Source organism: Pantoea sp. S18 (assembly GCF_045689705.1).
Classification (GTDB): Bacteria; Pseudomonadota; Gammaproteobacteria; order Enterobacterales; family Enterobacteriaceae; genus Pantoea; species Pantoea symbiotica.
Map to the genome: position 1 here is coordinate 1,151,982 of NZ_CP142688.1, position 12,775 is coordinate 1,164,756.

11 protein-coding genes are annotated in these 12,775 nt (G+C 52.8%); all 11 read right to left on the bottom strand.

Features of this window, described 5'->3' with window-relative positions; all coding sequences use genetic code 11:
* From VIJ98_RS05145 to VIJ98_RS05195, 11 genes are read right to left on the bottom strand one after another with little or no spacing between them, the layout of a single operon-like run.
* Entirely contained in the window at positions 1 to 1,755 is a 1,755-nt protein-coding gene (locus VIJ98_RS05145) for a bifunctional alpha/beta hydrolase/class I SAM-dependent methyltransferase (RefSeq protein WP_323272583.1), read from the bottom strand.
* Positions 1,752 to 2,384: a lysophospholipid acyltransferase family protein gene (locus VIJ98_RS05150; protein WP_008103789.1), complete on the bottom strand. Its 633-nt coding sequence runs from the start codon at positions 2,382 to 2,384 to the stop codon at positions 1,752 to 1,754. The genes VIJ98_RS05145 and VIJ98_RS05150 overlap by 4 nt, the downstream gene beginning before the upstream one ends.
* A gap of 9 nt (positions 2,385 to 2,393) precedes the next feature.
* On the bottom strand, positions 2,394 to 3,323 hold the full coding sequence (locus tag VIJ98_RS05155; protein ID WP_323272585.1) for a phosphatidate cytidylyltransferase: 930 nt from the start codon (positions 3,321 to 3,323) through the stop codon (positions 2,394 to 2,396).
* Positions 3,316 to 3,918, bottom strand: a complete 603-nt coding sequence (locus tag VIJ98_RS05160; RefSeq protein WP_323272587.1) for a CDP-alcohol phosphatidyltransferase family protein — start codon at positions 3,916 to 3,918, stop codon at positions 3,316 to 3,318. The genes VIJ98_RS05155 and VIJ98_RS05160 overlap by 8 nt, the downstream gene beginning before the upstream one ends.
* Positions 3,919 to 3,947: 29 nt before the next feature.
* Positions 3,948 to 4,469: a type VI secretion system lipoprotein TssJ gene (gene tssJ / locus VIJ98_RS05165; protein WP_323272589.1), complete on the bottom strand. Its 522-nt coding sequence runs from the start codon at positions 4,467 to 4,469 to the stop codon at positions 3,948 to 3,950.
* Positions 4,466 to 7,801 carry an ImcF-related family protein gene (locus tag VIJ98_RS05170; protein ID WP_323272591.1) on the bottom strand — a complete coding sequence of 1,112 codons (3,336 nt, stop codon included), beginning with the start codon at positions 7,799 to 7,801 and terminating at the stop codon, positions 4,466 to 4,468. The genes tssJ and VIJ98_RS05170 overlap by 4 nt, the downstream gene beginning before the upstream one ends.
* Positions 7,782 to 8,918, bottom strand: coding sequence for a hypothetical protein (locus VIJ98_RS05175; protein WP_323272593.1), 1,137 nt, complete (start codon positions 8,916 to 8,918; stop codon positions 7,782 to 7,784). Before VIJ98_RS05175 ends, VIJ98_RS05170 begins: the two co-directional genes overlap by 20 nt.
* The gene (locus tag VIJ98_RS05180; RefSeq protein ID WP_323272595.1) at positions 8,915 to 9,178 is read right to left on the bottom strand and encodes a PAAR domain-containing protein; all 264 of its coding nucleotides are present in this window, start codon (positions 9,176 to 9,178) and stop codon (positions 8,915 to 8,917) included. Before VIJ98_RS05180 ends, VIJ98_RS05175 begins: the two co-directional genes overlap by 4 nt.
* Positions 9,175 to 11,487, bottom strand: coding sequence for a DUF2235 domain-containing protein (locus VIJ98_RS05185; RefSeq protein ID WP_323272597.1), 2,313 nt, complete (start codon positions 11,485 to 11,487; stop codon positions 9,175 to 9,177). Before VIJ98_RS05185 ends, VIJ98_RS05180 begins: the two co-directional genes overlap by 4 nt.
* The gene (locus VIJ98_RS05190; protein WP_323272599.1) at positions 11,472 to 11,993 is read right to left on the bottom strand and encodes a DUF3304 domain-containing protein; all 522 of its coding nucleotides are present in this window, start codon (positions 11,991 to 11,993) and stop codon (positions 11,472 to 11,474) included. Before VIJ98_RS05190 ends, VIJ98_RS05185 begins: the two co-directional genes overlap by 16 nt.
* Complete coding sequence (locus tag VIJ98_RS05195) at positions 11,990 to 12,775, bottom strand: YceK/YidQ family lipoprotein (protein ID WP_323272600.1); 786 nt, start codon at positions 12,773 to 12,775, stop codon at positions 11,990 to 11,992. The genes VIJ98_RS05190 and VIJ98_RS05195 overlap by 4 nt, the downstream gene beginning before the upstream one ends.

Consider the following 12,775-nt stretch of genomic DNA (forward strand, 5'->3'; position numbering starts at 1 on the left):
CTATTTTCTTACCGCCAGCGACACGGTAAAGATTCCAAACTCATCGATCAGCTGATGGCACTTCTCAAATCCAGCTTCTTCGACCAGCGTATCCATCTCTTTCTGGCTGCGTACGCGCATCAGCCAGGGAATGCCGTTCTGATGGCTGGTTAAGGTCCATGCAATGGTTTTCAACTGCGGATGCCACGGTTGCCCGGTATAAACCAGCACGCCGCCCGGCGGAATTGCTGCTGCCAACCCGGCCAACGATGTTTTGATTAATTGGTTGCTCGGGAACAGTTCATACAGGCCGGAGACAATGCCCAGCGTTGGCGCAGGCGCGAGTGTGGCTAGCGAGTCATAATCAAAGGCATTGCCTTTTTTAAACTGCGCGAGGTGGCCTAATTGACGCGCTTCAATCATCGCCTGGCCTTTTTCCACATTCAGATCGCTGTAATCGCGCAGCAAGATGCTCTCAATTCCCGGCTGTTTCTCCAGCGCATCAAGAACGTAGCGGCCATGTCCGGCGGCAATATCGACCACGCGAATCGGCAAATTGTGCTCTTGCAGTTTTGCTACGGCCTGCGCAATCACCTGCTGGATATTTTCTTTGCGCATGCGAATGCCGCGCCAGCCAATGCTGTTGAGGTACTGCCTGTCGATGATACGGCCAACAATGCCGGTGCCTTCAGGCGTGTTGCGGTAGACATAATCCAGCGTACTGCCAGAGTCAAAGCCGGTTTCATATCCCAAGCGCATGCCTTTAGACAGCCGACCAATGGTTTTCATGCCAAAACTCAGTGAAGCGTAGGACATGCCTTGTAGTGAGCAGCGCTTAGGTGGTACCTGCAACTCACGGTACGCATCAGCACCCGGACTCCACTGATCTTCATGGCTGTAATCGAAGGTGTAAGGTGCAGCGTGGTAAAGCTGTTCGATAAACGGCTTCATTTTATCGAAAGCAAGCTGGCGATCCTTTTCACCCAGCGTGTCGTGATAAAAACCTGGCAGAATATGCTGCTCTTTAATGGCGCTACGCAGGCCCTGATAGAATTTTTTCTGCGGTTTGATGTGCACCACAAAATCATCGCCGGAAATCAGCAGCTGTGTTGGCACGGTGATGGCGGCAGAATCAGAAACAATGCGCTCCGCTGTTTTATACAGGTCCAGCAGAATATTCACCGCAATCTGACGGGTGATGAGTTTATCCTGCTCAAAGCTGCTAATGCGCTCTGGGTCGTGGCTGAGAAATTTCCCTTTGACGTAAGAGTTCACGTAAAACAGACCGCGAATACGTTGCAGCAAACCTAAACCCGCGCGTGCGAAAGGCACATACAGCTTCACCTTAAACGCTGGAGATGCCAGCACCATGCCGCGGATTTTAGGCGCATAATCATGCACCCAGGTAGCAACCAGCACCGCGCCGACGCTTTGCGCAATCACAACAATATCTTCAATGCTCACCTTTGCTTGTTCAGCGACAAAGCGAACAAATTCATCGACGTCCTGCACTGAGCGAGCCAGGCTTGGACTGTAACCTCGCTCTCCCGGCGAATGTCCGTGTCCACGCGCATCCCAGGCGTAAAAATGGGCATCCGGCATCAGCAACTCATCGACAACATGCTGCAAACGACCTGAGTGCTCATGCCCGCGATGAAATAGCACAATCACTTTTTTGCTCTGCGCATCCTGCGCGGGCCAGTGGCGAAAATAGAGAGATTCACCGTCGCTGGTTGAAAAAGATCCTTCCTGAAATAAACGTCCTTCCTGGCTCATGATGATTTCCTTATGGCTTGCTGTTGTAATTCGACAAAACGATTTAATAACGCGCTTTTAAATTCGGCCTTGTTGTCCTGATAACGCAGCGGATCGTCGATATAAATATCGATAAAGAACGGCACCGGTATTTTCTGACCTTTACCCATTGAGCGATCCAGTCCGTGCATATAGACCGGAATGATGGGCACATCCGGGCACTGCTGGCTGAGATGCCACAGGCCAGATTTAATTTCTGACAGTTTCCCCGGCTCGCCGCGCGTGCCTTCCGGGAAAATAATCACGATTTTCTTTTCCGCCAGTGCATCGACGCAGGCCTGCAACGGATTAGCCTGATGCGCCCCGCGATATACCGGGATGATGCCAATCACCTTGAGCGCAAACCAACCCACCACTTTGTTTTTCAGGAAGTAATCAGCCGCAGCAACCGGCTGTACATTCACCAGTGTCGAGAGGGGGAACAATGTGAACAGCGTCAGTACATCCAGATGGCTGTTGTGGTTCGCCACAATGATCGCCGGGCCTGTTTTCGGTAGCTTCTTGCGGTTGGCAACGGCGACACCCAGCCAGATCCACACCACCGGATAAGCGATGCAAAGGGTAAAGATCCAGCGCAGCATTCGGTTCATGTGCGCCTCCTACACGTAGAAGTAGTAATAGAAGTGGAAGAACAGCGGCGCGGTGTAGATGAGTGAATCGAGTCGATCCAAAATGCCACCGTGTCCGGGCAGCAATTTGCCGGAATCCTTCACACCAAAGTCACGCTTGATCGCCGACATCACAACATCGCCGCAAAAGCCGCTTGCACCAATAATCAACCCAGCACCCAGCGAGTGGAGATAATTCATCGGTGTCAGCAGTGGGCCAAGAATCACTGCCAGCAGCATGGTGGTAAAGATGCCACCCAGCAGACCGGCCAGCGTCTTATTCGGGCTGACTTTGGGCGTTACCCGAATCCTGCCCAGCGATTTTCCCCACAGATACTGGGCAATATCATTCAGCTCAGTCAGCGCAACGAGGAAGAACACCAGTAGCGCACCGGCGCTGGCATCAGCACCGGGTAAGGTCATCAGGTAGGCAACGTGGCTCAGAGCGAACACGGTGGTCATCATGCCCCAGTGCATCACCGATGCAGAGTGCAGAAAACCTTTGGTATCACCGGCAATCACCATGCGAGCCGGCAGGAAAAGGAAGACGTAAACCGGGATAAAAATGATGAACATGCCGTACCAGGCCATGCCGGTCCAGAGATATTGCACCGGGATCGCGGCATACATCCACAGCAGCGGCATACTGTCAGAACGCCGCGTGGGTGCTAGCGTCAGATACTCTTTTAACGACAGGAAGCTGATGAAGCCGAAAAAGGTCAGCGCCAGCCACTTTGGCGAGAGCATTGCTAACGAGAACAGGCAGATAATGACCCACCAGCTATTAATGCGCTGCTGCAATTCCAGCCAGTTGCGTTGCGGGCGGCACTTTCTCAGCACAAAAATAATTAGCGTCGCCAGAATAAGAACCGCGAAGATGCCGCCCAGGCAGTAATAAAGCACGTGTCTGGAATCAGCCATTTTTCGCCTCCATTGCATTGCTGCAGCGATTCAGGCTGGTCCAGCACAATAACAGGGCGGCGATGGCAAACACTGCGTCAGCGTAAACGATATACTGCGGCCACAGCGCAATCACCAGGCCGAGAGCACCAAAGATAAATGCGCGGTCACTTTTGCCCAACGGACCACGGTAGCTACGGATGCCGTTCAGCGTCTGGCACATCACACCGCAAAATTCGCTCAGCCAGGAAAGTAGCACGACCAGCACAACCCACCAGGGAGAGATGCCTGTAACAAACGCAAAAGCGAGGTAGAGTGCGGCGTCGGAGATGATGTCACCCACCTCGTTGAGGATCGCCCCGAGGGTGGATTGCTGATTGAATTCCCTAGCTAACATGCCATCAATGGCGTTTAACGCCATGCGGAAAAACAGGAAAACGGGCAGGGTGATAAAAAAGCGTGGATCGGAGAAACACATCAACAATGCGCCAAGCACCACAGAGGTGAGCATGGCAAACAACGTTACCTGGTTCGCGGTGATACTCTGCGCATGTAACCTGACGACCAGCGGTCTTAATAAATTCTGAAACTTCGGTTTTATATCGTATAGCGTCACTTTGTGGCTCCTGCCGTTAAATTGAATAGTTACTTCAATAATTCCAAATTCAGGGTGTTATCCCTTACTTCAATCGTGCGTGGAGAATCCGGATCAAGCTCCTCACGGCTCAGCACCCGTTTCCAAGTGCCGCGCTCCCGGTCCGGCTGGCGGAACAAGCCCACGACTGCGATAAACTGCGCCTGCTTCTCCATTGGCATATCCAGGCTGACGCTTTGTCCCGGCATGACGCTGAGCTGCCGCTGCGCCACCAGACTCTCTTTCAGCACCAAATCTGGCTGTGCCAGCAGGCTGCTGTATTCGGCGTTATCGAAACTTTGACGCGTGCTGAGCTGCAAAATAATCAGGCGCAAGGGCATCGACTGCTGGGCATCGTCCTGATTAATCGCTGTACGTGCAGTGAAGGTCAGGTGCAGGGTGTTGACCTGGCGATAAAACACGGCATCTGCAATGCTCGCGGTTCCCTGTTTGGTTTTTTGCCAGGCTCCACAACTGCTCAGCAACATTGCCGATAGGCAAATCAACAACATATGGGCGAAACGAACCCTCATTGTTCACCTCCCTGATACGCAACTTCCTTCTGCGAATCGGAAATGAATATCCGTGCAGGCAGGCGGAATCCACGCAACTCGAGAAGCGCCAGCGGACCACTGCCAAGTTCTGTGCGAATCTGGTAGTTAAGCGCCAGCCCGTCCGGCGTCGGCCAGACAACACGGTAGATGTTGCTGCCCAGATCGGTGATACGGGCTTTATCCAGCAGGCGGATCAGGCCCCAGCTTCCAGGGTGATCGGCATAAATGCGGGTTCCGGTATGGGTGCTGCGCCAGGTCAGCGTGGTTTGCGGTTGCCAGCGGTTGTCAGGCCAGTTCAGCGTTTGCCAACTCTCTTCCTGGTTAAAATATTGCAGCTTCTGGCGATCTACCGTCAGCTCCGATTCCACTATGTCGCGGGAAGGTTTTGCCATCATCTGGAAATGCAGCTCAACATCTCCCCGGACAAATGCGGTGTTCGCGATGTGCGTCAGTTTATTAAGCGCGCTGAGAAAAGCAGGATCGAACGTCAGTCCCTGGCTGTTCATGGCATCCGGCACCCAGCGATCGCCTTCGAGCCGCAGCAGGCCACCGAGGCGACTGTTGACGAACTGCGCGATACGTCCGGTGTCGGTACGCATAAACTGCGCTAAATGCGGTAAGGAGACATCGCTTTGTCGGTTAGCAAACGGGTAGCGGTCGGCAAACGATTGATCCCACGGCGTTACAACATCGTTCTGCCACTGGCTGTTGATGCTCTCAGCGGTGGGGCTGAGCACCTGCTCCCACGCCTGAACCATCGGTTCGACAAATACCGCCTGACCAAACCCGCTCCACTCCTGTCCGAGGCTGGCAGCAATCAAACTGCCGTAATCGCGGGTGTCAGTGAGATCAACGGCTTTGCCCTGAAACACCGTCAGTGCTAACGACTGCATCATGGCCTGCGGATCCGGCGCGTTGGTTACCTGCTGCAGTCGCAGACGAACACGGGTGATACGTGTCAGGAATGTTGGCAGGCTGAGGCTATCTTTAGCCGCTGCGTCGGTATCGGTCAGCGCCAGCAAGGGGCCAAAAGCGTCATCCATTGGGCCACTTGCACCTTGCGGTCTGGCGATGGCGTGGGTTTTGTCACTGCTGAGCAGATTCTTTGCAGAGCTCACCAGCGAATCGGTAAGATTACCGCCAGTTTGCCCTGTCCGGCCCTGAACATTCAGCGTGTTCATCAGTGCAATCAGAGGTGACTGGCGTATATCGGCCAGCAGGGTTAACTGTTCAATCGATTCCGACAGGCTCTCCGCCCGCTGCCATTGCAGGCTGTTGAGAAATTTCAGCCAGGCTCCGGCGTAATCGGAGAAATAGCGATCTGTCAGCCGCGCTTGCAGCGTTTCCGGAGAGAGATCATTGTTGCTGGCAGTTTTGTTATCACTCAGCACCCAGTCGATTTCATCGCGCCGCACTTTAGCCGCTTGCTCAATCGCAGGTTGTACTGCCTCTTCCCACGCTTTGCGGGTAAAGACGCCAGGCACGGTTTCATCGGTATTGAACAACCTGCTGCTGTCGGTGCCGCTGACCATCTCACTGAGCGTCATATCAGCATAATCACGGGACACCTGCTCGATGAGTTTCTGATAGCGCGAAGTTTCCGCATTGCTGGCACCAATCTGACGCAGCAGCGCTGAGCGCATACTGCTGACCAGTCGCATATCCGGTTGTAACTGCCACTCTGGGTGCGCAGGCAGATTCGTCATCATAAAGGCCAGCATTGCGCCGCCATTATTGCGCCAGCTTGCGTCCTGAATGCCATCACGCACTTGCCAGACCTTCATTAGCGTGGTGCTGAAAAACGCCGGATCGGATTGTTCGGGATGCGCCAGCATCAGGTACGCCTTAAGCAGGTCATACATGTTTTTCGCATCATCGGCCCGCAGCAGGCTGTCGGGCGGCAGGTTGCGCCAGCCGCTCATCAGCGTAGTCAGGCGCTTGACGGATGCATCACGCAGTAGCGGCATTGCCGCCTGCTGCCATTGTTGCCACATAGAATCCAACAGTGCGTCATTCTGGCTGAGGCCAAAACGCATATACCAGGGCGCACCATATTGCTGACGATGCTGCAGACGCTCGATCTCTTTTTGCAGCTCGCGCAAAGCTGAAAGTTGCTGCTGCAGCGGCTGACGGGAATCTGTTGCGGTTGCGGCAAGCTGCTGATCTGCCTTTATAAGGCGAATATTGGCAATCCAGGAAAACACCAGGCAGGCCATCCACATAATCAGCAGGCAGGAGCAGATCGTCAGCAACGTTTTCCGCCATGAAGCACCGTTGGTGACCGGCCTGCGCCAGCGTAGCGCCAGTAAATCCAGCCAGGCTTTTCCCGGCTGCCAGGCATTTCGCAATGAAGCGCTTCCGATGGTCTCCGGCTGGCTGAGTACCACTCCAGCCAACGGCAGCGCTCTTGCGCCTGTGGAGAGCTGCAACAAGGTTTGTGTCAGGCGAGCAGATCCACCGCTGCGCAGCGTGTGCGCCAGTTCCAGTAAGAAACTATGCTGGCGATTACGCTCAGTCTGCTGCATGCCGCGCTCAACCAACTGATGCTCAAGATCATCCAGTGACTGACGGTAATCGTCCGCACTATCACCTTGCGCGATGGTAAATCCGATCCCCTGCGCGATGGCGCTATGCAGAGATGGCGCGTGAATTTCCCATAGCCACAGCGGGATATCCTGGCCCAACAGGCTGTAACGCTTCTGCATCTGGCGAGCCGTGGTATCCAGCACATCCTGAGTCATTTCCGCTTCGGCTTTCACGACCCACACCACCGCATCTGCCAGCTGGCGGCGAATTTTACGCAGCGCACGTAGCTGCGCGGGTAGCGGATCTTCCTGCGGGCTGCCGTGCCAGAGCAGCAAGGTATTATGCCCCTCAAGCCAGTGCTGAGTTGTCAGGCCTGGGATACTCTGTTCAACCAGATGCTCATCGCCGACCACCAGCAGAATGCGCACCCGACTACGCCAGCGCCACCGATACTGGTAGCGCATCTGGGTAATAATGTCCTGCACCCACTGATATTCTGCAGGACGCTGTTTCTGCGAATCTGCTGCGCCTGTTGCTTCACGCGCATTGAGTCGCACCAGCCCGCGCCAGGCGAGAATAAACAGTGGACAGAACCACACCAGCGCCAGCCAGACCATCAATGACCAGAAAGCAATCTGGCGCGGCAGAGCTTCCGGTAGGTCAATGCTGCTGCCTGCGAAGTAATAGAGTCCTGCGCCAGTCAGCACCAGCAGGGTTACGGCAAGCAAATAGCCACAAACCAGCCAGAACAACGAGTGCCGGGGATTAGTGCGGGAGGTTTCCACGGGGAATACAAACTCCTGTAATGTATTGAGATTCCATTTCTGCGGTGATCCAGCCGCAGGACTGGCCGTTGAGCGCCGAGAGAAGCGCCAGCGACCGTAACATAAACGGTGTTATTTGCCCGGCATGGCCGAGCCACGGGGCAAGTACGTGATCCAGCGCGGACCAGCCGCCATCCAGCAACGCTTCCATGGCGGGGGCATCCGCCGCGATCACCATATCCGGCGTATCGCTTAATCCGGCATAACGGGAAAGCTGTGCGACGGCCAGAGTGGCCGTTTCACCCAACGCCGGTTGCCAGCGCTCCGAACGATGCATCAACGCAGTCCCCTGCGCCGAGCAGAGCCAGGCAAAGGCGGCTTCTCCGGCAACCTGGGTGCAATCAGACAATCCTTCGCCGCTTCCGGCACACAGCAGCAAAGTCGGAGCTGTATTGGCGAGGAGATCGATAACGCTGTCTGCACCATCAATTGCACTGAGTCGAATGGTTTCATCTGGCAATGTCATGCCCGCTGCCAGTAGCGTTTCGCGAAAAGCGAGCAGACTTTGGTCATCACCGAGCCAGCAGAGATGCGTGATTGGGCGTGTATCACCTGACTGATGCACATGCGCCACCAGGCGAGTGGCGAGATAAACCGCCAGCATTTCTGGGCGATTGCGCGTGCTGTTTAGCACCAGTGGGCAACGCAACTCCGCGTAACCTGCTGCGTTGATGCCCGGTTGTGGAGAGTCCGCAGGGTGCGACAACAGCGCCAGATGTTCCGACGCGTCGTCTCCAACTGGCGTCACCAGCAACACGGCTTCAACCGGCAAGGCCTGACTGCGCTGACGCCACCAGGCATCGAGCGCCAGCGAGGTTTCTGCATAGTGCGTGCGGCTGTTATCGCTAGATTGCAGCCATACCAGCCAGCGCAGCGTAACCGCCAGAAACCAGCACAGCAGCGGCAAGACCAGCGCGCAGAACCAGAAAAGCGGCGAACGGGTCGGCTTTCCCTCCGGCCACAACAGCATGGTGATCATCGTCGATATAAACAGCAGCACGGGCAATGCAACCCACCAGCGCCGCCAGCGGGCCGGGTAAATGGTGGCGTAATCGGCATAAACCGGCGGTTGATTCATCCGCAGACATCCATATCCGGCAGGGAACTGACCAGCGTGCAACCACAGGCGCATTTATGCCCATCGAGCGCCACCGCTTTACCGTTTACGGTGCTGTTGGTTGCTCCCTGAATAAGGGTGGTCATGCCGTGCTCGATGCATTTCGCTTTGTCATTGACGCAGGCCACCGGCTTGCCAAACGCGTCAAAACTCCCGCTGAGCACTTCACCACCGTAAGGTTTGAGCGTATCGCCCACGCGCACCAGTTTTTTAAGTGTCATACCACTCGCGCTCCCGATGATTTCAGCATATCGATGGTAGAGGTCATCATGGCCTGGTGTTGTTCGCTAACTACACTGGTGCGAGCCAGAGCAACTATGGCGCCTGGTTGGGTGGTTGCCTCTGGTGGAGTGAGTGTTTGAACGACACCGGTCGCCATATCCTTCACTTTATAAGTCACATTGTTATAAGCGGTTTTCGGCTCGATAAAATAGATGACGTTACTGGAGGTTGGCGCGGCATTGATTACTTTGCCTTCAACGGAAATCAGGCGGAGGTTCTTATTGGTCTGGTTGCCGCAGTAAAGCATGCGATAGCGGAAATAACCGCCCCAGGGTTCACGTCCCCCCAATGCACTTTGCATAAACCAGGCGCGGGAATCGTGAATTTGTTCATCGTAAAGGGCTAACAAGTCAGCACGCGGTTGAGTACGAATGCCGGTGCCCAGCTTGTCGATAAACAATTGCGGATAACGACGATCGCCATCGGCTTTCATCTGCGCGTATTCCGCGTCTTCATCGTCACCGTTGATCAGGAAGATGGCGTGCTTGGGGATCACATCCAGAACGATCTGCGCAGTTTTATCTATCAAGCCACCATTGATGTCTCGCCGCCACAGTTTGTAGTCGTGCTGGAATTCACGCGCAGCTTCGCGGAGCTGATATTGTGAGTTGGTAGGATCTAAATCGGGTTTACCCTGCAAACTTTCGTCCAGCGGCAAGCGGCTCTTTTTGGCCTCTGTTCGGCGTGAGTTAAGCGCTTTTACCGCTGCTTTATGATCTTCTGCTTCTTTTTTAAGCCCTTCAGGAGTTAGCTGGGGTGCTTTATTAAAGAAACTGTTGGCAAACTTATCCCCCTGAGGAAGCATGCTGCCGTGAGCATAACGACCAATGCGCCAGGCGGTGATCCAACCAATCTGATCGATCAGCGCGCTTTCAAGTGTCTGAGAAAGTTGATAGGCGCGATAACCTTCCGATGTATCTCCAGCCTCTTCGCTGCCTTGCAGAGTGGTGTTGAGCAGGGTTTGACGCCAGATGTTGAAGCGCCTGACCAGCGTTTTACTGAAGTCGAATTCTCCTTGTGATTCAGGAGACATAGCTCTTGATGGTGAAACGTCCTTTATTAGTGCAGAGATACTTTTAGGTAAAACTGCTAATGGTGCACCCGCCTCAAATGCTGCAACATACATATCGTGAAGAACAATTTGCGATAATAATTCTCCAGTGCCATTGCATGATTTCCCTTGATCCCCTGGAGGATAACCGCCGCCAACATCTGAGTGCATCCCGGGATAAATGATCTCCTGAGTGTTGGCCGGGTAACTGCCATCAGGGCGACGAACAGAGTCAAGAGGGAAACATAAGCGCTGTTCGTGTGCGGCAACAAAATGCCGACAACATTTAATTAATCCAGGAAATTTACGCTCATCAGGTAATTGCTGACTATTATCCGCCCAGCCCATATGACCTGCAGCACCCGGCATCATGTGAGCTGCTCCAACAGACGCCACCGTATCCAGTAATCCCAGAAACTCAATACTGATGGGTAAACCAGCAAGTTTCAGGTGATCACTCTTTAGCTTGGGATCGGGTAACTGGGTTAACCAGTTCACAAAGGTCCGCGCTTCAGCAGCTCCGCGAGAAAAACCGTAGATAAACAACTTAATACCCAGAAGATGGGGCTGCTGAGTTTGGGCTGCCTGACTTTCCAACGCCTTTAACAAGGGGTTGATCGCATTACGTCGGTTCACTTCACCTGAAAAAGCTCCGCGAGCCTGCATGCTGGGCAGCATTCCCTTCGCTACTCCATCATCAAGGCGTTTGGCTCCTTTGGTGGTGGCATAAGTCAAGGCATTCACCAATCTCAGCATCGCCCAGTTAATTCGATCCTCTCCGCCAGCGGCGAAAGCCAGACCATCATTGCTGTAATCCATTTCGCCAATTTTAGGGAAGGGTGTGCCAACACCTGGAATGTAATAGGCGAAATATCCATCGGGTTCTGCTGTTTTGGCATATGTAGCATGAAATAATTTGGCGATATTAGTTGGATGAGACGGTTTTGCTACGCGAGTATCGTTCTCTTCATTATTTCCCGTACCATCGAAAAAAAAGCTGATATGTAGGCTCTGACAGCATGGAATGATGCCTTTCTTACCTGATTCTTCGGCCAGGCTGGCACGATAATCATTTTCTTCGTGAATCTGTTTTTTATAATTGGCATTAACCTGCGCTTCGCTAAGCAGTAGGCGACCACTGTCAGGGAACAGCGGTGGTGCAAAACAAGGCAGTGCTAAATTCATTTCACGGGACATGTCGCAGGCTCCTTCATGTTAAGAGGATCTTTAATCGGGTAGCCCGATGTACCGTATCCAGAGCATGCGGTTGTCACTTTCACCTGATTACAAGCCAGAAAGTGCACCGTTAATCCACAGCGCTCCTTGCCATACTGTGGAATATTAATGATGGCGCTGTGTTGTTGATATTTTGTTCTATGCTGTTCATATGCTTTACGGAACTCATCAGTTCCTAATGGAGGAAAAATTACATTAGGATTAGGATCAACTTCCCATTGAATCCGAGCTTTCAATTCAGGTGTCCATTTTTCAGGCAGCATGATGCAGCATGTGTTACCAGTCATCGCCCCTCCATATCCATTTACCGAAAACGAATTAACACCACTATCAGCCATATGGTTGATACCGCTCAAGTCTCCAGCGGTATAGCCATCATCAACGCTTGCCTGAGAGCAACCTGAAAGTATTGCAGCAACGATAAAAAACAATCCTTTATACAACCAATCGAATGCTTTCTTTTTCATTTCCAGGCTCCTTCCATCATTAACGTTATCTGTCCTGAAGCAGAACACTGAGAACGCTCGGATAATGACTGTAATTTCTGGAAAACATCTTGTATGGCTTTTTTATGAATGAAATCGTAGTTGTAAAATTCAGAGTCATAATTAACCAGCATGACTCGATTGCAAGGAAAAAATATTGCGATGACACTTACGGCTTTAAGCAGAGATTCATCGGGAGTATATGATTCAGTGAAGTCGCTGATATCCGTCGTCTCTGCTTGTAGAAGCCTTGTTCCAGCATCCCAGCTAATCGTTACAGATTCCGGGGGAATAGATGGATTATCCTTTGTCATCAGGGATGCTTTATCAAGTTTTCCTGATGCGCTACCAGCCTGAGGAATAACTCTACTTCGGGATTGAGTAAGTATTTCTCCAGTGCTTTTTTTTCGAATAGTATAATCAACGTCTGGTTGACCCGTCATATTGACGGCAAAAACTGGGACATAATTTGCCGAGGGTTGTTTATAAACTTTAGGCGAATTGCTCATGGCTAGATCGACAGGCAACAAAAGTGTATCGATCACTGCATCAAAGGGCATCGAAATAACTGAGAAAATTGGTAAAATTCCAGCAGTAAATAACCACATGAATGCATTAGTGGTATTGCGTATATCGGTATCAACTCCGCGATAAACTTCTTCGGTACTTTCTCCGCGCATCAATGTCCCGCATCCAGCTAGCTGCACAAACAAAATTGCGCAGATTAACTGTTTGCTCAGCGTACTAAATATCCATTTCTTCAT